This is a genomic window from Flagellimonas aurea (assembly GCF_017313785.1).
GTDB classification, from domain to species: domain Bacteria; phylum Bacteroidota; class Bacteroidia; order Flavobacteriales; family Flavobacteriaceae; genus Flagellimonas; species Flagellimonas aurea.
This window is the reverse complement of record NZ_JAFLNL010000003.1, coordinates 132,315-155,849: the sequence shown is the minus strand read 5'-3', so window position 1 is coordinate 155,849 and position 23,535 is coordinate 132,315. Positions and strand designations below refer to the sequence as shown.

Below are 23,535 nucleotides of genomic sequence, written 5' to 3'. Positions count from 1 at the left end.
TTAGGATGGAATTCTTCGGCTAGGCTGTCAAAATTACATAAAAAAAAGCCTCAAATGAGACTTTTTAACGTGGTTTGTGCTTTCGGATCTAATATTCATCCTCGTTCCAGAGATAGTCCTCCTCGGTGGGATAATCGGGCCAAATTTCTTCGATTGACTCGTATATCTCGCCTCCTTCTTCCTCCATCGATTGTAAATTTTCTACAACTTCCAACGGCGCTCCTGTTCGAATGGCGTAATCTATCAGTTCGTCTTTGGTTGCTGGCCAAGGCGCATCACTTAAATATGAAGCTAGTTCTAAAGTCCAGTACATAGTAACGGTTTGATTTTAAATTTTTTGCAAAAATAATTTTTAAACCCAATCTGCCAAGTAAAAACACCATTATTTAAAAATTATTTTATTGTTGACAAAACATTTAGGTTAAAAAAGTGATTTTGTCAGTCTAACTTCTCAGGAATCCACTTGACCTCTTCGGCATTTAAATCTTTGGACAATTTGCGTGCCAGAACAAACAAATAATCGGAAAGTCGGTTGATGTAGGATAAAATGTTCTCTGGCACCGGTTCATTCTCATGTAAATAGGAAATCATGCGCTCACCACGACGGCAAACCGTTCTGGCAATATGACAGTATGACACGGTGGTATGCCCTCCCGGGAGTATAAAATGTGTCATTTCCGGAAGCTCCTCGTTCATTCGGTCCATTTCCTGTTCCAAAAATTCAATATCCTCGGAACTTATACGCGGAATTTTAAGTCTTTTGTCCTTTTTCGGCTCTGTTGCCAATATGGAACCGACGGTAAAAAGCTTTTCTTGGACAAGGCTAAGCGTTTTTTTGGAATGTTCATCCATATCCTGATCCCTCAAAAGTCCTAAGTGGGAGTTGAGTTCATCTATGGTGCCGTAACTTTCAATACGAACGTGGTGTTTAGGGACGCGTGTGCCCGTAAATAAGGAAGTGGTGCCCTTGTCCCCAGTTTTGGTATATATCTTCATGGTGTTAGTTATCAATGTGCAATAATCAATGAACAATTAGAAGTAAAAGTTTGAATGGTTATTGTTCATTGTTCTTGTCGTGTTGGCGTTTTCCCTCCATAAACTTGCGGGATTTTCTACGCTTTGTCGCTTTCTTGTTTCTGAACAAAATAATCAGATAGATAAGTCCCAAAACGGCCAGTATGAACCAAATGGAGTTATCCGTTGCTAGATTTTCCATAACCTAAAATTACCTTTTTAAATTCGAATGGTAAAATGTTCCTTGACTTGCTCTCTTCTGATGGAAATAAGTCCGCAATGGTACATATCAATACTTACGGTGATTTCCGGCAAGAGAATTAAACGGTTCCACTTGTCTAAATTCTCCTTGTTGTCATAAATGGAATTTACCAAAATAAGGCTGTTGTTGTGCAATTTTCCTTCAGAATGTATTTTTTGAAAGGATGGAATGTCCATTTCATCAACAAAAATAAGGTCGACGGGATTTTCATTGAATTGGATATTGGGAAAGTTCTGTTTTACCAATTCTTTGAACTCAGTATTTTTTTTGATGCTGACCTTTTCAAAACCAAAATAATCAATAGTCTTTAGCAGTGTGTTAATGTTTTTCTTGTAATGAAGCTTTTTTTTGGAGTAGAGGCATTGCGTCACATATTGGAACACAAAAGGGGAATGTACTCCATGTTGGTTGGTGGATTTGAGAATAAATTTTATGTATGAAAGTATTTTGAACATCATTGTGATTATACCCCTAAAATCTCATCAAGGGGACAATTTAACTCTCTAGAATGGAAGAAAGCTCGAACCAGCGTTCCGTTTTCTTCTCAATGGCATCGGTTACTTCTTTGAGTTCGATGGATAGGTTGGCGATTTCGTCCCCATCCAGTTCAGGGTCGGTGAACTTGTTCTGAAGCTTTGTTTTCTTTTCTTCCAGCTTTTGGATGTCCTTCTCCAATTGTTTGTATTCCTTTTGCTCGGAATAGGACAATTTGCCACCACTGGTATCCCTCCAGTTGTTCTCCATTTTTTCTGAAGAAGTGGTCTTGTTTTCGCGTTCTTCTATTATTTTACTGCTCTCGTAGGTACGATAATCTGAGTAGTTGCCAGGAAAATCTTCAATAACACCTTCTCCGCGGAACACAAATAAGTGATCTACGATTTTGTCCATAAAGTAACGGTCGTGCGAGACCACGATCAAGCAGCCGGGAAAATCCAGCAAAAAGCTTTCCAGTACGTTCAGGGTAACAATATCCAAGTCGTTTGTGGGCTCATCCAGAATCAAGAAGTTGGGATTTTGAATCAGCACGGTACACAAATAGAGACGTTTCCGTTCCCCGCCGCTTAATTTTTCAACAAAATCGTATTGCTTTTTACGGTCAAAAAGGAAACGCTCCAATAATTGCTGTGCGGATATTTGGCGTCCTTTCTTCAAAGGAATAAAATCACCAAATTCCCGAATGACATCGATTACTTTTTGCCCTTCTTTAACATGGATTCCTTTTTGTGTATAGTACCCGAACTTTACGGTATCACCGACCACTACTTTACCGCCCTCGACACTCTCTTGTTGGGTTATGATGTTCAAAAAGGTGGATTTTCCCGTACCGTTTTTACCGATAATGCCAACACGTTCACCTTTGGTGAAGTTGTAGTCAAATTTGTTCAGGATGGTCTTATCGCCATAGGATTTGGAAATATTGTGAAGCTCCAAGATCTTGCTTCCCATCCGTTCCATGTTCAGTTCTAATTGTACCTCGTGCTCTTGGCGCCTTTGATGGGCCCGCTGTTTGATTTCGGCAAAATCATCGATCCGTGATTTGGATTTTGTGGTACGGGCCTTGGGCTGTCTGCGCATCCAGTCCAATTCTTTTTTGTACAGCATTTTGGTTTTTTGCTGCTCCACGGCCTCACGTTCCATCCGGGCCTCTTTTTCACTCAGGTAATAGGAGTAATTGCCCTTGTAGGTATAAAGTTGGTTGTTGTCCAGTTCCAATATCTCATTACAAACCCTATCCAAAAAATAGCGGTCGTGCGTAACCATAAACAGGGTGATGCTTTCCTTGGCGAAGTATGCCTCCAACCATTCGATCATTTCAAGGTCCAAGTGGTTGGTAGGCTCATCCAAGATCATCAGGTCTGGTTTGTTGAGGAGGGCGTTGGCCAAGGCCAAACGTTTCTTTTGTCCGCCAGATAGGGTGCTCACTTTGGCATCGAGCTTGGAGAGCTGTAATTGAAAAAGTATTTGTTTGTATTGTGTTTCAAAATCCCAAGCGTTGAGTCGCTCCATGGCCTCAAAGGCTTTTTGGTATTGTGCCTGATCATCGGGGTTTTCCACGGCCTTCTCGTAGGATGCAATGACCCGCAGAATTTCGTTGTCCGTTGCAAAGATCGTCTCTTCAATGGTCAAATTGGGGTTCAGGTCGGGTTCTTGCTCCAAAAATGATATTTTGATACCCTTTCGCGTGGTCACTTGACCCGTTTCTGAGGTATCTTTTCCTGACATGATATTGAGAATGGATGTTTTGCCACTTCCATTTTTGGCAATGAGGGCTATCTTTTGGTCTTTGTTGATTCCAAAGGAAATATCGGAGAAGAGCATCAGCTCCCCATACGATTTTGATATGTTTTCGACCGTTAGTAAGTTCATGGGTATTGTTTGTGGGCCGGTCTATAATTTGGAATACCTGATGATGTACAGGTATCGAATGGCCATCGTCAAAAGTAAAGGAATAAGGACAGGAGAAAAAATCTGGATCTTAATTATCCAAAGCAAAAGCGTAATGACAATTAAGCCAAGAGCTCCCCATAAATAGTTAGGAGTCCATTGCGGAACCTTATCTTGCAACACTAAGGCAAAAGCGACAATCGCGTTGGGTGGAAATGCCCATAAAATATTAAAATTATAAGGGGTAGAAGTGTGGTCTGCTGCTACCCAGAGTAAGAATAGAAAGGTTCCTACCAATCCTGTAATGAATAGTAGCGAAAAATCCAGCCAGCGGCTACGTGTCTTGTGTTTGTAATCAAAATAGGTGATGACGGCCGTAAAAGCCAAGAGCATCAAAAACCAAAATAGGGGAGAGAGCGGAAAAAAACTTTTTTGGGTATGCTCGCTATAGTCTAAAATGGTACGCTCCCTCTTTACCAAAGGTTTTCCGTTCAAGGTGGTGTGCCGTAGTTGCTCCATAGCGTAATAAGGCAAAAACATATGTTCCTGAACCGTGGCCTTTCTGTCCACAGGTGAGCCAAAAGCGAGGTCAATACCAAACATGGACCATGTGTTTACATCCATAAACTGCCTTACCAGCTGGCGAAAAGTATATTGTTTCTCGAGATATGAACCATCAAAAACAATGGCTTCACCAAATTGTTCTTTTAAGATATCTCCCGTGATGCTGGAACAGTTGTTCAACAGCGGGTCATATAGGTAATCTCTGTTTTCGGGCAGATAGTTTTCTTCAAAAAAAGCGAGGAGTTGGTTGCGTTGTTGTATGCTTAGGTCTAAAATTTGCTCTTTTACCCATCTTTTTTCCAATTCGTATTCGTAAAGGAATGCTTCAAAACTTCTACGAGAAAGGGAATAGATCATTCTACCCTTGGTGAAATTTAGGTAAAAGTTTGGTTGATTGAAATCAAATGTCCCGTAATTATAGACTACATCGATTCCCAAAGAAGAATCTTGTACCCGGAAAGCACTGTGGCCAAAAGCGTAATAGAGTTCGTCGCCAGCGGCACAGGTGAGCAAGCTTACTTTAGAGTTTTCAGTGAGCTGCGGGGTTTGGGAAAATAGAAAGTTCCCAATGGCAAAGCAAAAAAATAATAAGTGCAGCTTTCTTTTCATTATGTATTTTATCAGAACAAATATCATAATAAAAACGACTCGGTCTACTATCCGTTGTACACAGTTTAATTTTTCCTTTATTTTTACGGAAATCTAATTTCATGAAGTCCTATATTCCCAATTTTTTAACCTTGCTCAATGTATTAAGTGGTTGTGTTGCCACGGTGTTCGCGGTGCTCAATCATTTAGAGTGGGCCGCGCTTTTTGTGTTTATCGGGATTTTCTTTGACTTTTTTGATGGTCTTGCTGCACGACTGCTTGGTGTACAGAGCGAAATAGGTGTGCAATTGGACTCCTTGGCCGATGTGATTACCAGTGGGCTGGTACCGGGTGTGGTCATGTTCCAATTGTTGAGCATGGCCGAACGAGGCGGTTGGAACCTTGGTTTCATTGGGCACGATGCGGAAATTACCCTGCTGCCCTTTGTCGGTTTTGCCATAACATTGGCTTCGGCATACAGATTGGCCAAGTTTAATGTGGATGAGAACCAAGTTTCTTCTTTTGTAGGATTGCCAACGCCAGCAAACGCACTTTTGATTCTTTCGTTGCCCATGATTCTCCTGTATCATAACAACGAGGTATTGAGTAACATTATCCTAAATCCTTGGTTTTTGGTGGTTTTAACGGTTTTGAGTTCGTATTTGTTGAATTCCCCGATAAAACTATTTGCATTAAAGTTTAAGAATTGGGGTTTTAAGGATAATGGGATTCGTTACCTTTTCATTATTGGAAGCCTGGTGTTGCTATTGACCTTACGGTTTTTAGCGATACCGGTAATAATTCTTTTTTATGTATTGGCTTCATTGCTGATGCCTTCGGAGAAGTAGGTTCAGAAATCCAATTTCTTTTTACGAAGCTCAAAGTTTTGGCCCAAGTAGACCTTTCTTACCATTTCATCCATGGCCAGTTCTTCGGGAACACCAGCTTTTAGGATACCACCTTCGAACATCAAATAGGAGCGCTCGGTAATGGCCAAGGTTTCCTGAACGTTGTGGTCGGTAATCAAAATACCGATGTTTTTGTTCTTCAACTGGGCCACGATTCGCTGAATGTCCTCAACCGCTACGGGGTCCACACCGGCAAAGGGTTCATCCAAAAGGATAAATTTTGGGTCTGTGGCCAAGGCACGGGCAATCTCGGTTCTACGGCGTTCCCCCCCTGAGAGCAGGTCACCACGGTTTTTGCGGATATGTCCAAGACCGAACTCATCGATCAAGGACTCCATTTTCATGTGCTGTTCTTTTTTGCTCAATTTTGTGAGCTGTAGCACACTCAGGATGTTTTTTTCAATGCTCAATTTTCGGAAAACCGATGCTTCCTGCGCTAAATAACCAATTCCGTTCTGCGCCCTTTTGTACATGGGGAAACTGGTAATGTTCATGTCATCCAGATAGATGTTCCCGCCATTTGGTTTTATCAAACCAACAATCATGTAGAAAGATGTGGTCTTTCCAGCTCCGTTTGGACCCAGCAGCCCAACAATTTCGCCTTGGTTTACTTCTAGGGAAATTCCCTTAACAACTTTTCGGCCCCGGTAGGCCTTCATTATATTTTCTGCGCGTAGCTTCATAGGAATTTGCCAAAACTAAACATATTCTTTGTCTACCGAATGGTCTTTTGGATTTTTTTAAGCTTCGGTTTCCTCTAGGTCTTCCCAATATTCGTAGGCACGTCGCAAATGTGGAACTACAATAGTACCGCCCACCAAAGTGGCGATACCAAGAGTTTCCATTACCTCCTCCTTATTGGCGCCGGCTTTTTTAGAGCTTTCCAAGTGATACTTTACACAATCGTCGCAACGGAGAACTGCGGAGGCTACCAGGCCTAGTAGTTCTTTGGTCTTTACGTCCAAAGCACCGGCCATATAAGCGTTGGTGTCCAAGTTGAAAATCCGTTTGATGAGTTTGTTGTTCTCGGCAAGCAGCTTATCGTTCATCTTGGCACGATAGGCATTGAACTCTTCTACTTTATTTGGCATTTTTTCTAGCTTTCTCTTTTTTGGCTTCTTGTTTGACTACCATTCTGGAAATAAAAATACTTACCTGATACAATATAAGTACAGGTATACATACTATGATTTGACTTGTTACATCCGGTGGTGTAATGATCGCGGATAGTATCAAAATGATTACTAGGGCTATTTTTCTGTACTTCTTGAGTATTTCTGGAGTTACCAACCCAACCTTGGTCAAAAAGAAAATGACGATGGGCAGTTCAAACATGATTCCACAAGCAATTACAGAAGCCCTTACCGTTCCAATGTAGGAGGCAAGGTCGATTTCGTTCAATACCTCTTTACTTACTTGGTACGACCCCAAAAAGTTGATGGACAATGGTGCAACGATGTAATAACCGAAGAGTACGCCAAGGAAGAACAACCCTGAGGCCGTAATTATGAATCCTCTGGAATGCTTTCTTTCGTTTTCGTAAAGTCCTGGACTGATGAATTTCCATAATTCCCATAAAATATAAGGGAAGCCCAGAATAACCCCTGCCCAAATAGAGGTCCATATGTGTGCGGAGAACTGCCCGGCCATCAACCTACTCTGAATGGTGAACGGGATGGTGTCTCCACAGAATTCGGAATCTACCCCGAAGAACTTTCCGATATTACAGAAAAACTGATAGGTCGGGAAATCCATGTTCTTGGGCCCGAACAATATTGTATCAAAAATAAAGCCCCTGAATACAAAGGCTACACAGGCAATGATCACAACTGCCAAAGTGGAACGTACCAGATGCCAACGTAATTCTTCCAAATGGTCCAAAAAGGACATTTCATCTGGACTTTTTCTCTCTTTTTTAGCCATTATAGGATTCCCTCGTTTATAAGGTTATGAATGTGGACCACGCCGGCATATTTGTCACCATCAAAGGCCAACAATTGCGATATGCTCTTTTCCTGTAACAGTTTCAACGCTTTCACTGCCAAAGTGTCCACGTCTATCGTCTTAGGGTTCGAGGTCATAATGTCCTTTGCAGTAAGTCCACTTATATTATCGTATTTGCTCAACATTCTTCGTACATCGCCATCAGTTACTATGCCCACAACCTTTTCTTGGTCCAATACTGCCGTAACGCCGAGCATTTTTTCGGATATTTCCACAATTACATCTTTTACCTTGGCATTGATATCGACCTGTGGTTTTTGATTTTTGGCCACAATGTCGGCAACGCGCAAATATAACTTCTTTCCCAAAGCACCACCGGGGTGATATTTGGCAAAATCGGAACTGCTGAATCCCTTGAGTTCCAAAAGGCAAATGGCAAGGGCATCACCCATGGACATTTGTGCCGAGGTGCTGGTGGTAGGCGCCAAATTGTTGGGGCACGCTTCTTTCTCCACATAGGTGTTCAGTACAAAATCAGCCTGTTTGGCCAGTACGGATTCCATATTTCCTGTAATGCCGATGAGCTTATTTTTCCCAACTTTGATCAAGGGGAGCAATGCTTTTATCTCAGGGGTATTGCCGCTCTGAGATAGGCAGATGACCACATCGTTTTCTTGAATGGTTCCCAAATCACCATGAATGGCATCCGCCGCGTGCATAAAAATGGCTGGCGTTCCTGTGGAGTTCAATGTTGCTACAATTTTGGAGGCAACTATGGCACTTTTGCCGACCCCTGATACGATAACTCTTCCGTTGCACTGTAAAATGTGCTGTACGGCATGCGCAAACTGGTCGTCCAAAAGGCTAATCAAATTTGCTACGGCTTTGCTCTCGATTTCGAGGGTGCGTTTTGCTATGGATAAAATTGACTTAATGTCGCTCAAAGTATAATAATGTAATAAACCGATTAACTGATTGCATTCCTAAAAGAATGTCTTATATTTAAGATTACAAAACTAATCAAACTATCTTTTACAGACTATTATGGAAGTGAGAATAGATCCATCTGTAATTGAATGGTAAATATTAAAAGCTTCAACTGCCGTTTAGGTTGCTTGTAATAAATTGAAAAATGCGGAAATGAGCCTAATGAATACTGATTTACATTCCTCGCTCAAAAAATATTTTGGTTTCTCGAAGTTCAAAGGATTACAGGAAGGTGTAATCCAGAATATCCTTAGTGATAACGATACGTTTGTGATTATGCCCACGGGAGGTGGGAAATCCCTGTGCTATCAACTGCCAGCGATAATGAAAGAGGGTACCGCTATTGTGGTGTCTCCTTTGATTGCGTTGATGAAAAACCAAGTGGACGCCATTCGTGGCATATCCGAGCAGCATGGTATTGCCCATGTGTTGAACTCCTCATTGACGAAAACCGAGGTGAAGCAGGTAAAGGAAGATATTACTAACGGAGTGACCAAGTTACTTTATGTGGCACCCGAATCCTTGACGAAGGAGGAAAATGTTGAGTTTCTAAAAAAAGTAAAACTTTCCTTTGTTGCTGTGGATGAAGCCCACTGTATTTCGGAATGGGGGCACGATTTTAGGCCCGAATACCGAAATCTCCGAGGTATTATCAATCGTTTAGGAGACAATATTCCTATTATTGGCCTTACAGCAACTGCTACGCCGAAGGTGCAGGAAGACATTATCAAAAACTTGGGAATGACGGATGCCAAGGTGTTCAAGGCGTCGTTCAATAGGCCTAATTTGTTTTATGAGGTGCGTCCGAAAACCAAAGATGTAGATGCGGATATCATCCGTTTTGTGAAGCAAAATCAAGGAAAATCGGGAATCATCTATTGCTTGAGCCGCAAAAGAGTGGAAGAATTGGCCCAAGTGCTCCAAGTAAATGGGGTGAGTGCCGTTCCGTATCATGCAGGTTTTGATGCAAAGACCCGCTCCAAATATCAGGATATGTTCTTGATGGAGGAGGTAGATGTGGTGGTGGCCACCATTGCTTTTGGTATGGGGATAGACAAGCCGGATGTACGTTTTGTTATCCACCACGATATTCCCAAGAGTATTGAAAGTTATTATCAAGAAACTGGCCGTGCAGGGCGAGATGGCGGAGAAGGGCATTGCTTGGCCTATTACGCATACAAGGATGTGGAGAAGTTGGAGAAATTCATGTCTGGAAAACCCGTTGCGGAGCAAGAAATTGGTAATGCGCTCTTACAGGAAATTGTAGCCTATGCCGAAACATCCATATCCCGTAGAAAATTTATACTGCACTATTTCGGTGAGGATTTTGATGAAGAGAACGGAGAAGGGGCAGATATGGACGATAATTCCAGAAACCCCAAACCTAAGGAAGAGGCCAAGGACGATGTCGTAAAGCTTTTGACGGTGGTACGAGATACCAAGGAAAAGTTCAAGACCAAGGAAATTGTAAGGGTGTTGGTCGGCAAGACCAATGCCATGATTTCTTCGCATAAGACCGATGAGAAAAGTTTTTTTGGAATAGGTAAGGATAAGGACAAAGAATTTTGGATGGCGTTGACCAGACAGGTTTTGGTGGCCGGACTCCTAAAAAAAGAAATTGAACGATATGGTATTTTGAACCTTACCGAATCAGGTAAGGAATATCTCAAGAACCCAGAGTCCTTTATGATGACAAAGGACCATGTGTACTCCAAGGACGATACCGGAAACATTGTCACCGCCGAAAAATCGAATGGAGCGGTTGCGGACGAACATTTATTGAAATTGCTTCGTGACCTTCGCAAAAGAGAGGCACAAAAACATGAAGTGCCACCATTTGTAGTCTTTCAAGACCCGTCGTTGGAAGATATGTCCTTAAAGTATCCAATTACCATGAACGAACTTCTCAATATTCAAGGGGTAGGGGAAGGAAAGGCGAAAAAATATGGGAAGGCCTTTGTGGAGCTTATCTCTAAATATGTAGAGGAAAACGATATTGTAAGGCCAGATGATCTTGTGGTGAAAAGTACCGGTGCCAATTCCGCTTTAAAACTTTACGTGATCCAAAGTGTGGATAGAAAGTTGCCCTTGGATGATATTGCATCTGCCAAAGGATTGGAATTACCGGAACTTATCAAGGAAATGGAGCAAATTGTTTTCAGCGGAACCAAATTGAACATTGGTTACTGGATAGATGAAATATTGGATGAGGACCAACAAGAAGAAATCCACGATTACTTTTTGGAGGCCGATACCGATTCCATATCCGCTGCCATTGATGAATTTGATGGCGACTACGAAGATGAAGAACTCCGTTTGTACCGTCTTAAATTTATAAGTGAAGTGGCGAATTAAAATTCGCCACTCAACTCACCTGTAGTTATTGCCGCTACAATCAATCCAAAATAAAGGATTGTGAGCACCAAATAAACAAGCGCCAAAGCCAATCCTACATAAGAGAGGATTTTGCCTGTTTTTACATTGCTGTAATCAGTGTAATTCTCTGGGCTTTGTTCGTATAATTGGGTCGCGGTCTTAGCTTTTACCAATCCAATGATGCTAAAAATAGCACCAAATGGCCCGCAGCATACCAAAGTGAGGACAATGGAGAGTATCCCCATTGTCAACACTGTACTGGCCCCGGGTAAGGGTTGTTGGTTCATAAAATTATCTTATTGATATTGTTCAAGGATTTCTTGCATTCTCTGTGGATCTTGTAGGGTTTCCCATCCAAAGAAAGAAAGGGCCCAAATATAGTAGGCGAGAGCCAAAACATTTAAAACGATACCAATAATGGCAAGGATTCTTCCTGTTTTTACGTTTTGTACACCTTCGTACATTTCTGGGTTTTCAGCATAAAGTTTTAGAGCCTTGTTGGCCAAGATTAAACCGATTACACCAAAAATAAGTCCGATTATACCATAGCAACAGCAGGTCACTATAGAGATAATTCCGAAGACCAATATCAAGGTCGCGTTTGGAAGTTTTTGTTGTTCCATAATTTCAAATTTTTAATTAAAGAGATTATTCATTTTTAGTATGTAACTTATTATGACGGTACCTACGGTAAGCAATGTTAAAATCATTTTAATCTGATTTGAACGTTGAAACTTTACAAAACTACTGGTGACCAGAAAAGCCAATAATGCCAATATTGGATAAATGGCCGGATACATCTGAAATGCAGCTATGAATTCTCCATGCAGTAAGAGGTTGACCGAACGTTGCAGGCCACATCCAGGGCAATCTATGCCCGTGAGATGCTTGTTCAGGCAAGGGAGCATATAATCTTCAAGATTAAAGGCGATTATGGTCGGTGTTAGGTACATCATTGTCTGTAGAGCCCGAAAATACTATTATTTTTGTATTCAAGTTTAATTTTCAGACCATTTTTGTAGTTAGAAATTAAGTATGGGTAAATTTTCGATAGGTGATAGGGCAGAGGTGTTGGATGAGGCCATTTCGGGTATCATTCAAAAAGTTGATGGCAATCTGGTGACATTGATTACCGACGATGGTTTTCCCATGCATTTTGCCAGTAGTGATCTTGTTAAGATTGGTGGCGATATATCGGTTTCCAATCATGAAGTGGCCAAAATCAAAAAAGAAAAAGAAATCCCCAAAAGAAGAAAAGCTCCTATCATTAAGCCCAAAGAAAGGAGTGCCCCAAAAATGGAAGTTGACCTACACATCTATCAACTGGTGAAGTCAAGCAAGGGCATGAGCAACTACGATATGCTCAACATTCAATTGGATACCGCCAAAAGACAATTGGATTTTGCCATTAACAAGCGAATTCAAAAGGTGGTGTTTATCCACGGTGTGGGAGAAGGTGTTTTAAAAGAGGAACTGCACTATCTCTTCAATCGGTACGACAATGTAAAGTTTTACGACGCCGATTATCAAAAATATGGGTTGGGCGCTACCGAGGTCTATATTTACCAAAACACCTAGTCCGGTACTACGGTGAATACTTCTCCAAATTCATTTATGGCCAAATTCGTAATGCGTTCCCCATTTCCGGTGACAAAAGATATGCCGCTAAGACTTATATTGTGTTCAAAACGTGTGGTGTCGTTTTCTACCGGCATAGTCTCAATGATCACCATACCTCCTTCGGCAACGACTTCGTCAATAACTTTAGGGTCCACCGTGGGGATATCGCTACAAAAGTAATCCTTGTTAACAGCGTCCGAGAAAACTCTGTACGTTACTTGGGATTGTCCTGGGACCGTACTTTCGGTTATTACCGTATCTCCGGCAACCCCGCGGTTCAATGCCCCGCTTTGAAGTTCTAATATGAGGGCTTCGCTATCATTTATTTTGAACATCAAATTTTTGGCGTCGGCAACAGGATTGGCACAATATTGTATCGAGGCACTGTCAAAGTCAATGGTCTCGATTTGAAGATCCCCATCGCTACAGGAAAGGATTGTGATGCAACCAAGAATTGAAAAGATAAATTTTCTCATGCATCAAATTTAAAGCAATTCCATTTTAAAACACTAATCCTTAGCATCACTTTAAAAGAAATTAACTTTATTTCCTGTACTTTTGCTCCTGTTAAAAAGTGAACCGAATCATGCAAAAAGTCTATCTGGACAACGCTGCGACCACGCAGGTAAGGAAAGAGGTAATTGAACGGATGCAAGAAGCTCTTGCGCAGCAATATGGCAACCCATCATCTACCCATAGTTTTGGTAGATCGGCAAAAACCGCTGTGGAGCAAGCAAGAAAAACCATCGCGAAAACCTTGAATGCCCAACCTTCGGAAATCATTTTTACTTCGGGCGGTACCGAGGCGGATAATATGATCTTGCGTTGTGCTGTGAGGGATTTGGGTGTAGAAACCATCATTACTTCCAAAATAGAGCACCATGCAGTGCTTCATACTGTGGAAGAACTGGAAAAGGAGTATCGCATCAATGTTTGGTATGTGGATTTGGATGAATTCGGAAGTCCGGACATGGAGCATTTGGAAGAATTGCTCAAAAAGGATGACACCAAAAAGTTGGTCAGCTTGATGCATGTGAACAATGAAATCGGCAATATCACTGATATCAACGCTGTAGGAGAGCTTTGCAAGGCCAATAATGCACTTTTTCATTCGGATACCGTACAATCGATTGGTCATTATCCGTGGGATGTGCAGGAGGTTCATGTTGATTTTATGACGGCGGCTGCCCATAAATTTCATGGCCCAAAGGGTGTTGGTTTCGCCTTTATCCGAAAAAACTCGGGTTTAAAGCCATTGATCGTAGGGGGCTCACAAGAACGTGGGTTCAGGGCAGGTACAGAACCGTTCCATAATATTGTTGGTCTAGAAGAAGCGTTTGTGAAAGCTTACGAACATTTGGATGAAGAGACAGCAGCTGTAAAGGAGCTGAAAAAGTATTTTGTGGATAAGGTCTTAAAGGAGGTTCCTGGTGCGCAGTGCAATGGTCTTTCCGCAGATTTGGAAAAAAGTACCTATACCTTGGCCAATATTCGGTTGCCTTTTGATAAGCAGAAAGGCTTAATGCTATTGTTCCACTTGGATATGAAAGGAATCGCCTGTTCCAAAGGAAGTGCATGCCAATCGGGAAGCAATCAGGGTTCGCACGTACTGAATGAGATTTTGGAAGGGGCCGAGTTGGATAAACCCAGTCTACGCTTTTCTTTTTCCATGTATAACACGAAGGAAGAACTGGATTACACCGTTGAGATCCTAAAAGAATTTGCGAATAGCTGATTAATTTCGATTCCTTCTTTTTTCCCTGTCGTAAGGAAATTTTCTGGAAGCGGTTTTCATCATTTTATCGATAAGCTCGTTGGTGTTTTTTCCAGTTTTTTTGGAAATTTCGTTCTCATATTTCCAAAGTAACTTTCCCGTATCACCATCACTTATCTTGACCCCGATTCGTCCGTAGTTGGCATTTCCGCTGAAATAATCCAAAATACTGAAATCGGTCGGGACCCCTTCGGAAAGTAAAATATTGAGGTTAAGGTTGCCACTTATAATGCCGTCCACATCCAATATTTTGCACAATTCCTGTGTGGTATAGGTGTCAATGTTGTTGTAGTTGATGTTGTTTTGGGCCAAAATAGCGTTAGTGTTCATAATGTTCTGGAAATCCACATTGAACTTTTTGCGCTTTTTCCGTTTGGAAAAATAAGTTTCCAAAGCATTTTGTACCGCATACCCTTCTTTTTCGGCCAGTACATTGAGCTCATCGTTGTCTACGGCTTTTTTAAGTTCCAAGTGGGCAATAAAGGGGACGATCGCTAAAATTTCATGGTCCTCGGTATATTCATCAAACCTTATGCTCTCATAAATGTTCTTTTGGGCCATTGCTAGCACACTGGAGAAAAGAACAAAAACAAAGACAATTTTTTTCATTCATCAAATTTTAATTCAACAATCTTGATCTTTGGATGAGGTCGCTTTTGGATAGGTTGATTATTAGAGCTCTAAAAAAGGACATTTACTTGACTAGCCTGCTTTTCGTGTGTAAAAGTAATGCTATTTCCTGAAAAAAGTGCCAGTATATGTAGTGGAGTTGCCCACATTGTCCGTAACGGTTACTTTTAGTTCACATTCCGTTTCGTTGACGATCTTATCATCAAAATTATAGGTGATGGTATTGGTTTTTGGTTCGTATTCCATCAAAATCCATTTTCCATTGAGTGTGGCAGAATAGGAATCAATGCCACTGAGGTCGTCCGTAATGGTAAGGCTTAGGTAGCTATAATTGCTCAACCATTGCTTTTCTTTAAAGTTTTTTGGTCTTACTTGAGGGGCTACGCTATCCCTAACAAGTGTGTATGTGCCCAAAGTTCGGGTGCGTGTGGTAAAGGCACCGTCCCGTTTGTAAGTTTTGGAATAGGATGGTCGCATTCTGCTGTCCAAATGCGCAATAAACATCTGGTTCCTATCTTCCATTGCATATTTTGAAGGGTCGAAACTGATTGTAAAGTTCCGGTGAGCGGCAACGCTGTTATCGTGAATGGTGATGGTATCGTTCCCTTTTTCCAAATTGATGAAGAAATCTTCATAAAATGTACTGGCAGGGAAATATACTTTAGCGGCACCTAGATCAAAGTTGTTCGGTTTGTCCGCAATCAAATAATTCTCCGTGGTTTTGTCCTCTTTTGCTATTTTCTCCTCTTCTTTTTTGCCTTCAATCGGGATAACAAGTTTTGTGGTGTTTCCTGCCAAATCCGAAATGAGCAGTTCAACGTTGTAGGACATACCCTCTTCAATAGTTATTTTACCGTCGTTGTACAGTGATTTGTAAATGCTAAGGTGATTGTAGGGCTCCTTAAAACATTTTTGTATGCGCTGTCGATGGTCATAATAGTGGGCATAATCAATAAGTGTGTTGATGTATCTAGTCTCGGCAAAGGAGAAGGTTTCAAAATCAAACTCAGAATGAACCCGGCCATTCACCGTTTGTTTTACCGCGTAAACTCCATTCTGATTGGCGGCCATGTCCAAGCGGTCAAAAGTATTGATTCCAAATCCAATCGTGCCGCTGGCCGTTACTTTGTCAGCCAAAAAGGAACCATCGGATTGTCTTGTATAATTCAATTGGATTTTTTCTGCACTTTTGTTTATCAATGCTCCGTCTGAAATCGGGTAACCGTACAATCCCAATAAAGTTGGGTCGGTAGCATCCCTGACCTCATAACCGTAAAGTAATGGATTGGTAGGTTTGCCGCTAACGCTGCTGCGGATTTCAAAATGAAGGTGGGGTCCGGCCGATCCTCCCGTATTGCCCGAATACGCGATTATACTGCCATTGGTCACCTTGAGTTCGCCATAATCAGGGAACATTTCCCCCTCGTAAGACTGCTTTTCGTATTGAACTTTTTTAACGTATTCCTCTATTTCCGGCCCAAACTTTTTAAGATGCGCATACACCGAGGTGTAGCCATTGGGATGTGCCACATAAAGAGCCTTTCCGTACCCCCAATGCGAAACTACGATACGCGTCACCGTACCGTCGGCGATGGCATATACCGGAAGACCTTCCCGCTGTTGTGTTTTGATGTCCATCCCCGAATGGAAATGATTGGAACGTAGCTCGCCAAAAGTGCCGGCCAAAACCAAGGGAATGTCCAAGGGAGAACCAAATACATCTTGAGGATATTCTTTTTGGGCGGATAGATGCAGGGCAATAAAAAAGTAGATAAAAAAAAGATAGAGGCGCATATAAAAACAATAATTCCTTACGAAAGTAACCAATGTTTTGATTTGATAAAAAGTTTTGCGGAAAACGACTTTTTACTTGAAGCAAAGCTTTAAGAATAAATCTTAAAAGTATTGCGAGGTTGTGGCAGGATCGTTAACTTTGTGTAATACGTATTGTTGTTTGCATATATGAGCGAACTTGTTGAGATTGTTGATTCTTTGGAGAACAAGGTGAGCAAATTGCTTCACAAAATGGAGCTGTTGCACCAACTCAATGCCAAGTTGAAACAGGAATTGGAACTTCAAAAAGAAGAAAATGGACTTCAACAGAAGGAGCTCAACGAATGGGAGGAAAAATATGATTCCCTAAAAATGGCAAACACAATGCTGGGTAGTAATACTAGTAAAACAGAAGCTAAGCTCAAAATAAATACATTGATTCGTGAACTTGATGTTTGCATTGCAAAGTTGGCGGATTAACTGGTACCGAGAATATGGACGAGAAGCTCAAAATAAAGCTTTCCATTGCTGATAGGGTGTATCCTTTAACGATTGACCCCAAGCAAGAGGAAGGGTTGCGAAAAGCAGCCAAGAACATAGAAAATCTGGCAAAAAAGTTTGAGCAAAACTATGCCGTTCGGGACAAGCAGGATGTTTTGGCCATGTGTGCCTTGCAATTTGCATCTAAAATTGAGCAAAGCGGAATAGACCGTTCGGAAAATGCAGAGGCAGCCATGCAGCGTCTCAGGGCCTTGGACGAACTGGTACATTCTAAATTGGGGGAATAAGTTCTTTTAAATAAAATATTGTTACTGCCCACATTGGTAATTTATTTTTGACAAACTCAACACTAATATAATTAGAAAGGGTGAGTTTAAGCTGTAAAAGCAGGCCCTACTCGCATAGGGATCCTTGATCAGTTTGTTAGCCCTAAACCTGTATTTTGGAGTTTGTACAAAGCTTCTTCCGATGTGGGCTTTTTTTTTAAACTAAACACAATCAAACATGGATAATATCATATTAATCGTTGTCGCAGCTGTTGTAGGGCTGGCAATAGGGTTTGCAATAGCCAAGATGATGGAGAAAGGCAAAGCGTCCAAGACCATTGCCAACGCAAAGAAGGAAGCTGCCAACATTATTAAAGAAGCAAATAAAGAAGGGGAGAGCATCAAAAAAGATAAAATTTTCCAAGCGAAGGAAAAGTTTTTGGAGTTGAAGGCCGAGCATGAGAAAGTTATTATCAACAAGGATAAAAAAATAGCCGAGGCCGAAAAGCGTACCAGGGATAAAGAATCCCAAGTAAGCAGCGAATTGGCCAAGAACAAAAAACTCAATGATCAATATCAACAAAAGATAAAAGAGGTTGAGTATAAGAGTGATATTCTGGACAAGAAGCAGTCCGAAGTAGATAAGCTCCACAAAAGTCAAGTACAACAGTTGGAAGTGATTTCTGGACTTTCCGCAGAGGACGCCAAGGCACAGTTGCTGGAATCTTTGAAAGAAACGGCAAAAAGTGATGCCATGGCCTATTTGCAAAACACTTTGGAAGAAGCCAAGCTTACCGCACAGCAAGAAGCCCGAAAAATTGTCGTCAATACCATTCAACGCATCGGTACCGAAGAAGCAGTGGAAAATTGTGTTTCCGTATTCAATTTGGAGTCTGATGACGTAAAGGGACGCATTATTGGCCGTGAAGGTCGAAATATACGGGCTATCGAGGCCGCTACAGGGGTCGAGATTATTGTTGATGATACTCCAGAAGCCATTATCTTATCATGTTTTGATTCTGTACGAAGAGAAGTGGCCCGACTGTCCCTACACCGATTGGTGACCGATGGCCGTATTCACCCTGCCCGTATTGAAGAGGTGGTGAAAAAGACCGAAAAGCAAATCAACGAAGAGATAGCGGAAATTGGAAAGCGTACCGTAATCGATTTGGGAATCCATGGATTGCATCCGGAATTGATCAAAGCGGTAGGTCGAATGAAGTATCGTTCCTCTTACGGACAAAACTTATTGCAGCATTCCAGGGAAGTTGCCAAACTATGTGGGGTAATGGCGGCAGAGCTTGGACTAAACCCAAAATTGGCCAAAAGGGCCGGATTGCTTCACGATATAGGAAAAGTGCCAATGGCCGAGGTAGAGGTGGAAACACCGCACGCTATCTTGGGTATGCAGTGGGCCCAGAAGTTTGGTGAAAAGGATGAAGTCTGTAACGCGATAGGTGCCCACCACGATGAAATAGAGATGACTACACTATTGTCTCCAATAGTTCAAGTCTGTGATGCCATTAGTGGTGCAAGACCGGGGGCCAGAAGACAGGTGTTGGACTCTTATATCCAACGTTTGAAGGACTTGGAGGATATAGCCTTTGGCTTTAACGGAGTGCAGAAAGCCTATGCCATTCAGGCTGGTAGGGAGCTGCGTGTAATCGTTGAAAGTGAAAAGGTAAACGATGACAAAGCTGCCGAGCTGTCTTTTGAGATTTCACAGAAAATCCAAACGGACATGACCTATCCTGGGCAGGTAAAAGTAACCGTAATCCGAGAAACTAGATCGGTAAACGTAGCCAAGTAACCTTGCGCTAGTTCGCAATAACGTTTCTTAATATCCAATCAATAGGGACATCCCTATATTGTGTGCTGGATCTGTTTGTGGTATTCGTTTCATTTTTGGACATCACCAAAAGCCACATGCCATCTCCATAGGATATTGTTGTAATGGAATAGCCTTTATCGGCTCGTTCTTTTATCCAGTCAAATGGATATGTGGTTTCCGTTTTCCATGTCTGTGCGCCAAGTTTTGAGCCTTGGGTCATGGTTATTGCCCAAACACCGTTACCATAGGTAGCTGATGTAATCGCGTAGCCTTCGTTCCAATTGTCAATAATCCAATCTCTTGGAATCTCGTAACTGGTTTTCCATCTTTGGGTAATATATCCCGTATTCTTGTTCATGGCAAGGTACCAGTTCCCGTTTCCGTACGTCATTGAGGTGATTTGGTAATCATTGTTCCATTTTTCGGTGACCCAGTCCTTGGGAAAAGTATCCGATTTTTTCCATGATTGTGGCTGTAGTCCATTCCCCTTGCTCATAAGAACGGTAAATTGATTTTTATATTCATCGTAATCGAAAGCCGATATGTTTAGTCCATTGTCCCATTCCTGTTTAATCCAGTCGCTTGGGAATTCGTTCGATGTTTTAATTTTCTGTTCGGTGTATGAAACTTTGCTCGTTTTCTCCATGGCTGCAGCCCAGACCGATTCGCCATCAAAACCATTGGCCAGAACTGTTACAGCATTTGTTTTGACAGGAAAAGAAACTTCACCTTTGTTTAAATAGACAAGCAATCGGAATACATCTTCATCTTCATTAAAGTAATCGTCCAAGTATTCTTTGGTAAGCGCTTCAGGGTTTAACTTCACCCAGTACAACATAGGTTTCATTGTCTGCGTGAAATCTCCACCATCAAAGGCGTTGTCATCTGCAGTATAAGCCGAGAATGAGCCTTCATTTTCTTTTACATAAAAATTGTCCGCACTATAACCAGAGTTTGATGGTCCACGAACAATAAAGGCATCATTCCCGTCTAAATATCTGTCCGCTGTACCATCGGACTTTGTAAAATTTTTATAGCTGCAGATATAGTTGGTCAGTTTGTCCGAACCATTGGCATAATATTTTACGCGGACCAGAGCTTCATTTTCCTCGTAAAAAATGACCAAGGCGGTGTACTTTACTTCACCGCTTACCCAGCTGGTTTCATAATAGTTTTGGGAATATCCGGAAATCGAATAAAAGAAAATCAAAAGGGGAACAAAAAAATATTTCATGATGGTTGATTGGTTTAACTGTTTAAAAATGCTTCAAACGTGACAACAAAAGCAAAAAAATGAGGTGTATGGCCAAAAAAAGAATACCAAAGAGAGATTTCAGTATAATTTTTTTGACCTGTCATGTTGTTGAAAGCTCAATCAACAGTGATATTTGTCATACTTTTCCAACGGAGATAGGACTAACTTCATTCAAGGAATCCATAAATACATGAATGATGAAAAATAGTGTGCCTGTTTCAAAAATAATGACCAAAAAATTGGTGACACTTAACACCAATGACGATTTGGTGACCGCCGAAAGACTTTTTAAAAAGCATCACATTCGACATATCCCCGTTGTTGAAGGCAAGGCTATCAAAGGGATGTTGAGCTATACGGATTTATTACGAATCAGTTTTGCCGATGCGGTCGATGAACATGAGGAATATGTGGATACCATTGTGTACAATATGTTCACCATACCCCAAGTGATGGTCAGTGATGTTATAACGGTGGAATCCAAAACATCGATAAGGGATGTGGCGCGTTTTCTTTCAAAAAAGGAATTTCATGCACTACCCGTGGTGGATGGTGGTAAAATCGTGGGGATAGTTACCACTACCGATTTGATTAATTATTTACTGGAATGCATTGACGGATGATAGGCAACAAAAAGGCCGCTATTGCGGCCCTTTGATTTTGTTTGCATAGTGGATTTTACTCCTCTTCGTTGCCTTCGCTTTCCTCTTCTTCGGATTCCTTGTTGAGCTTGTGCTCCAAGATATTGAGGTTTTTCATTTTTTCCTTCCAAGTCTGAAGCGCCTCTTTCTGTTTGTTCAGATTGTTGATTACTTCCTTTACCAAAGGATTGTCCTCGGAATCGTTCGAGAAGAACTGTAGGTTGTTCTCCAATTGACGGATTTCTGATTTTACTTCATCAATTTTACGCTTTACAAATACACGCTCGTTGCCAATGGCATAGTTATCCTCTGTTTTGGCCAACTCCTGAACCTTGTTTCCGTATTTGAGCAGTTCGGATTGTTGTTTGCCAACTCCCAATTTCTTTAGCAGGGCGTCTACAATTTTATTGAACTTGCTATTGATGTGTTTTTTGTTGTAAGGAATGCGCCCATATTTTTTCCATTCGGCCAAAAAGGCTTTAATATCCTCTATATCTTTTTTCTTGTCGCCACTTAGTTGGAATTCTTTTAGACGGTCAAGACACTCGCTCTTCTTCTTAAAGTTTTCAAACTCTTCTTCATGGGCCTCGTTCTTGTCCGAATGCAAACGGTCAAAATAATGGTTGCAGGCATCCTTGAACTCTTTCCAGATTTTGTCCGAGTATTTACGGGGCACATGACCTATTTTTTTCCAGTCGCTTTGTATGCGCTTCATTTGAGGTGTTACCTCGGCCCACTCATCACTATCTTTTAAAGAGATGGCCAACTCCAACAGTTCTTTTTTCTTTTCCAGATTTTCCTGTTGTTCCTTCTTTTGGTTTTTGTAGAAGGCATTTTTGGTTCTGTTGAACTTACGGACGCTCTGTTTAAACTGGTCCCACGTCTCCTCGTTTACTCTTTGCGGAACTTTACCTGCTTTAAAAAATGAATCCCTAAGCGCTTCAACTTCTTTTATCTGCTGTTGGATACCTCGGTGGTTGTTCGCAACATTCTCCGAAATCGAAGATATAGCAGCAATGATTTCCTGTTTTTTCTCGTAATTTTTTTCGTAGACCTTTTCCAGTTCTTGAAAGTGTTCCTGCCTACGCTGGTGCATGGCCTTCGTGGCATTGCTGAACTTTTCCCAGATTTCCTCGCGATGCTCCTTGGCAACAGGCCCAATATCCTCTTTCCATATCTTGTGCAGTGTCTGCAACTCGCGAAAGGCCTTGTTTAAATCCGGTTCGTTGGCCAATGCCTCGGCACGTTCCACCAATTTTTGTTTTTCTTCCAGATTGTGTTTAAAATCTAAATCACGCAATTCACGGTTCAAGTGAAGGAAATCGTAAAAGATTTCCATGTGGTGGTGATAGGTGCGCCAAACATCGTTGTAATTGGTACGTGGAATGGGACCGGCATTTTTCCACCGGTGCTGTAAATCTTTAAAGTTACTGTAGGTCGTGTTGATGTCTTCTTCAATATCAATAAGCCCTTTCAACTCTTCAATGATTTCCAATCTATTTTGAAGGTTGCTCTTTAGGGATTGATCTAGTTGCTTGTAATATTGGTCCCGTTTTTCACGGAAGTCGGAATATACTTCGTTGAACTGCCTTTTGGCGACAGAGTTGTATCGAAAATCAATCTCGTTACCACCTTTGGATACAAACTCCTCCTTCTTTTCATCTAAAAAATCCTGAAATTTTTGGTCGAACTCGTATTTAATGGTACTTACGTGCTTGTTGATGGCTTGGACCTTTTCATTTTTGACCAATCTTTGTAATTCTCCTACCAGATTTTCCATGGACATGGAGTGGTAATCCAGCATGGGAATGGTATGTCTCTTTTCATTTTCGGTATCTTCCGCATCCTCTGCATTGGATTCATCTATTTCGTCCAAATGATCATTGGATTCATCGTTTTTGGCACTCGTCTCCTCGTTCTTGGTTTCGGAAGAAGTTTCCTTTTCAGGTTGCTTTTCCTCTTCATTTTTAGGTACAGTCTGCTCTGACACTTTTGCTTCGGCCTGTTCGGTCTCTTCCAAATGTGTTTTTGTGCTCTCTGTTATTTCCTCTTTGCCACCTTCAGCTTGCTGAAGTTTACGATCATTTTCCTGCATTCGTTGCTTGTTTACCTAATTGATTGATGAAAGTTATAGCCAATTTAACAACTTAATTGTCTAATAGCAAAAGTATTGATTCTTCTTTTGCTTTAATATGATGGTTGTACACGTTGGTGGA

The 23,535-nt window shown here is 41.4% G+C and carries 26 protein-coding genes and 1 other RNA gene; 9 read left to right on the top strand and 18 right to left on the bottom strand.

The features are described 5' to 3' along the window. Positions 1-88 precede the first annotated feature (88 nt). The 6 genes from J0656_RS06495 to J0656_RS06470 all read right to left on the bottom strand — a co-directional run bounded on the left by J0656_RS06495 (position 89) and on the right by J0656_RS06470 (position 4,834). Entirely contained in the window at positions 89-313 is a 225-nt protein-coding gene (locus J0656_RS06495) for a DUF2795 domain-containing protein (protein ID WP_013551418.1), read from the bottom strand. A gap of 125 nt (positions 314-438) precedes the next feature. Further along, positions 439-996: a cob(I)yrinic acid a,c-diamide adenosyltransferase gene (locus J0656_RS06490; protein WP_207032408.1), complete on the bottom strand. Its 558-nt coding sequence runs from the start codon at positions 994-996 to the stop codon at positions 439-441. A gap of 58 nt (positions 997-1,054) precedes the next feature. Beyond that, positions 1,055-1,216 (bottom strand): hypothetical protein, encoded by a 162-nt coding sequence (locus J0656_RS06485; RefSeq protein ID WP_207032406.1) that lies wholly within the window; start codon positions 1,214-1,216, stop codon positions 1,055-1,057. Positions 1,217-1,233: 17 nt separating this feature from the next. Beyond that, on the bottom strand, positions 1,234-1,731 hold the full coding sequence (locus J0656_RS06480) for a hypothetical protein (protein ID WP_207032404.1): 498 nt from the start codon (positions 1,729-1,731) through the stop codon (positions 1,234-1,236). A gap of 40 nt (positions 1,732-1,771) precedes the next feature. Continuing rightward, positions 1,772-3,643 (bottom strand): ABC-F family ATP-binding cassette domain-containing protein, encoded by a 1,872-nt coding sequence (locus tag J0656_RS06475; protein ID WP_207032402.1) that lies wholly within the window; start codon positions 3,641-3,643, stop codon positions 1,772-1,774. 21 nt (positions 3,644-3,664) lie between these two features. After that, a complete protein-coding gene (locus J0656_RS06470; protein WP_237688864.1) occupies positions 3,665-4,834 on the bottom strand; it encodes a lipoprotein N-acyltransferase Lnb domain-containing protein in 1,170 nt (389 codons plus the stop codon). A 101-nt stretch (positions 4,835-4,935) separates the two neighbouring features. Here J0656_RS06470 and J0656_RS06465 point away from each other — a divergent pair, with 101 nt between their 5' ends. Further along, positions 4,936-5,661, top strand: coding sequence for a CDP-alcohol phosphatidyltransferase family protein (locus tag J0656_RS06465; protein WP_207032400.1), 726 nt, complete (start codon positions 4,936-4,938; stop codon positions 5,659-5,661). A gap of 2 nt (positions 5,662-5,663) precedes the next feature. Here J0656_RS06465 and lptB read toward each other — a convergent pair whose 3' ends face one another. From lptB to J0656_RS06445, 4 genes are read right to left on the bottom strand one after another with little or no spacing between them, the layout of a single operon-like run. Next, positions 5,664-6,404: an LPS export ABC transporter ATP-binding protein gene (gene lptB, locus J0656_RS06460; protein ID WP_108246602.1), complete on the bottom strand. Its 741-nt coding sequence runs from the start codon at positions 6,402-6,404 to the stop codon at positions 5,664-5,666. Positions 6,405-6,461: 57 nt separating this feature from the next. After that, positions 6,462-6,812 (bottom strand): carboxymuconolactone decarboxylase family protein, encoded by a 351-nt coding sequence (locus tag J0656_RS06455; RefSeq protein WP_207032398.1) that lies wholly within the window; start codon positions 6,810-6,812, stop codon positions 6,462-6,464. Continuing rightward, on the bottom strand, positions 6,802-7,644 hold the full coding sequence (gene tatC / locus J0656_RS06450; protein WP_207032397.1) for a twin-arginine translocase subunit TatC: 843 nt from the start codon (positions 7,642-7,644) through the stop codon (positions 6,802-6,804). The genes J0656_RS06455 and tatC overlap by 11 nt, the downstream gene beginning before the upstream one ends. Further along, complete coding sequence (locus J0656_RS06445) at positions 7,644-8,609, bottom strand: KpsF/GutQ family sugar-phosphate isomerase (RefSeq protein WP_207032396.1); 966 nt, start codon at positions 8,607-8,609, stop codon at positions 7,644-7,646. The genes tatC and J0656_RS06445 overlap by 1 nt, the downstream gene beginning before the upstream one ends. Before the next feature lie 196 nt (positions 8,610-8,805). Between J0656_RS06445 and recQ the strand changes: the two genes are divergently transcribed. Next, entirely contained in the window at positions 8,806-11,007 is a 2,202-nt protein-coding gene (gene recQ / locus J0656_RS06440) for a DNA helicase RecQ (RefSeq protein WP_207032395.1), read from the top strand. On the opposite strand, the gene J0656_RS06435 is transcribed toward recQ, so the two are convergent. The 3 genes from J0656_RS06435 to J0656_RS06425 are packed head-to-tail and all read right to left on the bottom strand — an operon-like array spanning position 11,004 to position 11,984. Continuing rightward, entirely contained in the window at positions 11,004-11,315 is a 312-nt protein-coding gene (locus J0656_RS06435; protein WP_207032394.1) for a CCC motif membrane protein, read from the bottom strand. The two genes, recQ and J0656_RS06435, sit on opposite strands and share 4 nt — an antisense overlap. A gap of 9 nt (positions 11,316-11,324) precedes the next feature. After that, positions 11,325-11,651 carry a CCC motif membrane protein gene (locus tag J0656_RS06430; protein WP_207032393.1) on the bottom strand — a complete coding sequence of 109 codons (327 nt, stop codon included), beginning with the start codon at positions 11,649-11,651 and terminating at the stop codon, positions 11,325-11,327. Between the two features lie 12 nt (positions 11,652-11,663). Beyond that, positions 11,664-11,984 (bottom strand): DUF2752 domain-containing protein, encoded by a 321-nt coding sequence (locus J0656_RS06425; protein ID WP_225605008.1) that lies wholly within the window; start codon positions 11,982-11,984, stop codon positions 11,664-11,666. Positions 11,985-12,063: 79 nt separating this feature from the next. Between J0656_RS06425 and J0656_RS06420 the strand changes: the two genes are divergently transcribed. Further along, positions 12,064-12,606, top strand: coding sequence for a DUF8465 domain-containing protein (locus J0656_RS06420; RefSeq protein ID WP_207032392.1), 543 nt, complete (start codon positions 12,064-12,066; stop codon positions 12,604-12,606). Here the strand turns inward: J0656_RS06420 and J0656_RS06415 are convergent. After that, the gene (locus J0656_RS06415) at positions 12,603-13,124 is read right to left on the bottom strand and encodes a hypothetical protein (RefSeq protein ID WP_207032391.1); all 522 of its coding nucleotides are present in this window, start codon (positions 13,122-13,124) and stop codon (positions 12,603-12,605) included. The genes J0656_RS06420 and J0656_RS06415 overlap by 4 nt on opposite strands. A 110-nt stretch (positions 13,125-13,234) precedes the next feature. On the opposite strand from J0656_RS06415, the gene J0656_RS06410 reads away from it, so the two are divergent. Further along, positions 13,235-14,383, top strand: coding sequence for a cysteine desulfurase family protein (locus J0656_RS06410; RefSeq protein ID WP_207032389.1), 1,149 nt, complete (start codon positions 13,235-13,237; stop codon positions 14,381-14,383). Here the strand turns inward: J0656_RS06410 and J0656_RS06405 are convergent, their stop codons facing one another. Together J0656_RS06405 and J0656_RS06400 are read right to left on the bottom strand one after the other, a co-directional pair. Then, positions 14,384-15,031, bottom strand: a complete 648-nt coding sequence (locus J0656_RS06405; RefSeq protein ID WP_207032387.1) for a hypothetical protein — start codon at positions 15,029-15,031, stop codon at positions 14,384-14,386. A gap of 123 nt (positions 15,032-15,154) precedes the next feature. After that, positions 15,155-16,846 (bottom strand): M23 family metallopeptidase, encoded by a 1,692-nt coding sequence (locus J0656_RS06400; RefSeq protein WP_207032385.1) that lies wholly within the window; start codon positions 16,844-16,846, stop codon positions 15,155-15,157. Between the two features lie 168 nt (positions 16,847-17,014). On the opposite strand from J0656_RS06400, the gene J0656_RS06395 reads away from it, so the two are divergent. The 4 genes from J0656_RS06395 to rny all read left to right on the top strand — a co-directional run bounded on the left by J0656_RS06395 (position 17,015) and on the right by rny (position 19,402). After that, positions 17,015-17,305: a coiled-coil domain-containing protein gene (locus J0656_RS06395; protein ID WP_207032383.1), complete on the top strand. Its 291-nt coding sequence runs from the start codon at positions 17,015-17,017 to the stop codon at positions 17,303-17,305. A gap of 14 nt (positions 17,306-17,319) precedes the next feature. After that, positions 17,320-17,613: a cell division protein ZapA gene (locus tag J0656_RS06390; RefSeq protein ID WP_108246612.1), complete on the top strand. Its 294-nt coding sequence runs from the start codon at positions 17,320-17,322 to the stop codon at positions 17,611-17,613. Positions 17,614-17,667: 54 nt separating this feature from the next. Then, positions 17,668-17,777: non-coding RNA, 6S RNA (ssrS, locus tag J0656_RS06385), on the top strand. 53 nt (positions 17,778-17,830) lie between these two features. After that, positions 17,831-19,402, top strand: coding sequence for a ribonuclease Y (rny, locus tag J0656_RS06380; protein WP_207032382.1), 1,572 nt, complete (start codon positions 17,831-17,833; stop codon positions 19,400-19,402). Between the two features lie 7 nt (positions 19,403-19,409). On the opposite strand, the gene J0656_RS06375 is transcribed toward rny, so the two are convergent. Further along, the gene (locus J0656_RS06375; RefSeq protein ID WP_207032381.1) at positions 19,410-20,657 is read right to left on the bottom strand and encodes a DUF7477 domain-containing protein; all 1,248 of its coding nucleotides are present in this window, start codon (positions 20,655-20,657) and stop codon (positions 19,410-19,412) included. Between the two features lie 218 nt (positions 20,658-20,875). Here J0656_RS06375 and J0656_RS06370 point away from each other — a divergent pair, with 218 nt between their 5' ends. Beyond that, entirely contained in the window at positions 20,876-21,301 is a 426-nt protein-coding gene (locus tag J0656_RS06370; protein WP_207032815.1) for a CBS domain-containing protein, read from the top strand. 55 nt (positions 21,302-21,356) lie between these two features. On the opposite strand, the gene J0656_RS06365 is transcribed toward J0656_RS06370, so the two are convergent. After that, positions 21,357-23,414 (bottom strand): DUF349 domain-containing protein, encoded by a 2,058-nt coding sequence (locus tag J0656_RS06365; protein WP_207032380.1) that lies wholly within the window; start codon positions 23,412-23,414, stop codon positions 21,357-21,359. Between the last annotated feature and the right edge of the window lie 121 nt (positions 23,415-23,535).

Excerpts from the sequence above, each read along its gene's own strand:
- rny (WP_207032382.1), top strand. The coding sequence starts at position 17,831 with ATGGATAATATCATATTAATCGTTGTCGCAGCTGTTGTAGGGCTGGCA.
- J0656_RS06390 (WP_108246612.1), top strand. The coding sequence starts at position 17,320 with ATGGACGAGAAGCTCAAAATAAAGCTTTCCATTGCTGATAGGGTGTAT.
- J0656_RS06425 (WP_225605008.1), bottom strand. The coding sequence starts at position 11,984 with ATGATGTACCTAACACCGACCATAATCGCCTTTAATCTTGAAGATTAT.
- J0656_RS06415 (WP_207032391.1), bottom strand. The coding sequence starts at position 13,124 with ATGAGAAAATTTATCTTTTCAATTCTTGGTTGCATCACAATCCTTTCC.
- J0656_RS06365 (WP_207032380.1), bottom strand. The coding sequence starts at position 23,414 with ATGCAGGAAAATGATCGTAAACTTCAGCAAGCTGAAGGTGGCAAAGAG.
- J0656_RS06495 (WP_013551418.1), bottom strand. The coding sequence starts at position 313 with ATGTACTGGACTTTAGAACTAGCTTCATATTTAAGTGATGCGCCTTGG.
- J0656_RS06370 (WP_207032815.1), top strand. The coding sequence starts at position 20,876 with ATGAAAAATAGTGTGCCTGTTTCAAAAATAATGACCAAAAAATTGGTG.
- J0656_RS06470 (WP_237688864.1), bottom strand. The coding sequence starts at position 4,834 with ATGAAAAGAAAGCTGCACTTATTATTTTTTTGCTTTGCCATTGGGAAC.
- lptB (WP_108246602.1), bottom strand. The coding sequence starts at position 6,404 with ATGAAGCTACGCGCAGAAAATATAATGAAGGCCTACCGGGGCCGAAAA.
- J0656_RS06395 (WP_207032383.1), top strand. The coding sequence starts at position 17,015 with ATGAGCGAACTTGTTGAGATTGTTGATTCTTTGGAGAACAAGGTGAGC.
- J0656_RS06375 (WP_207032381.1), bottom strand. The coding sequence starts at position 20,657 with ATGAAATATTTTTTTGTTCCCCTTTTGATTTTCTTTTATTCGATTTCC.
- J0656_RS06410 (WP_207032389.1), top strand. The coding sequence starts at position 13,235 with ATGCAAAAAGTCTATCTGGACAACGCTGCGACCACGCAGGTAAGGAAA.
- J0656_RS06400 (WP_207032385.1), bottom strand. The coding sequence starts at position 16,846 with ATGCGCCTCTATCTTTTTTTTATCTACTTTTTTATTGCCCTGCATCTA.
- recQ (WP_207032395.1), top strand. The coding sequence starts at position 8,806 with ATGAGCCTAATGAATACTGATTTACATTCCTCGCTCAAAAAATATTTT.
- J0656_RS06455 (WP_207032398.1), bottom strand. The coding sequence starts at position 6,812 with ATGCCAAATAAAGTAGAAGAGTTCAATGCCTATCGTGCCAAGATGAAC.
- J0656_RS06480 (WP_207032404.1), bottom strand. The coding sequence starts at position 1,731 with ATGTTCAAAATACTTTCATACATAAAATTTATTCTCAAATCCACCAAC.
- J0656_RS06475 (WP_207032402.1), bottom strand. The coding sequence starts at position 3,643 with ATGAACTTACTAACGGTCGAAAACATATCAAAATCGTATGGGGAGCTG.
- J0656_RS06430 (WP_207032393.1), bottom strand. The coding sequence starts at position 11,651 with ATGGAACAACAAAAACTTCCAAACGCGACCTTGATATTGGTCTTCGGA.
- tatC (WP_207032397.1), bottom strand. The coding sequence starts at position 7,644 with ATGGCTAAAAAAGAGAGAAAAAGTCCAGATGAAATGTCCTTTTTGGAC.
- J0656_RS06435 (WP_207032394.1), bottom strand. The coding sequence starts at position 11,315 with ATGAACCAACAACCCTTACCCGGGGCCAGTACAGTGTTGACAATGGGG.
- J0656_RS06405 (WP_207032387.1), bottom strand. The coding sequence starts at position 15,031 with ATGAAAAAAATTGTCTTTGTTTTTGTTCTTTTCTCCAGTGTGCTAGCA.
- J0656_RS06485 (WP_207032406.1), bottom strand. The coding sequence starts at position 1,216 with ATGGAAAATCTAGCAACGGATAACTCCATTTGGTTCATACTGGCCGTT.
- J0656_RS06420 (WP_207032392.1), top strand. The coding sequence starts at position 12,064 with ATGGGTAAATTTTCGATAGGTGATAGGGCAGAGGTGTTGGATGAGGCC.
- J0656_RS06465 (WP_207032400.1), top strand. The coding sequence starts at position 4,936 with ATGAAGTCCTATATTCCCAATTTTTTAACCTTGCTCAATGTATTAAGT.
- J0656_RS06490 (WP_207032408.1), bottom strand. The coding sequence starts at position 996 with ATGAAGATATATACCAAAACTGGGGACAAGGGCACCACTTCCTTATTT.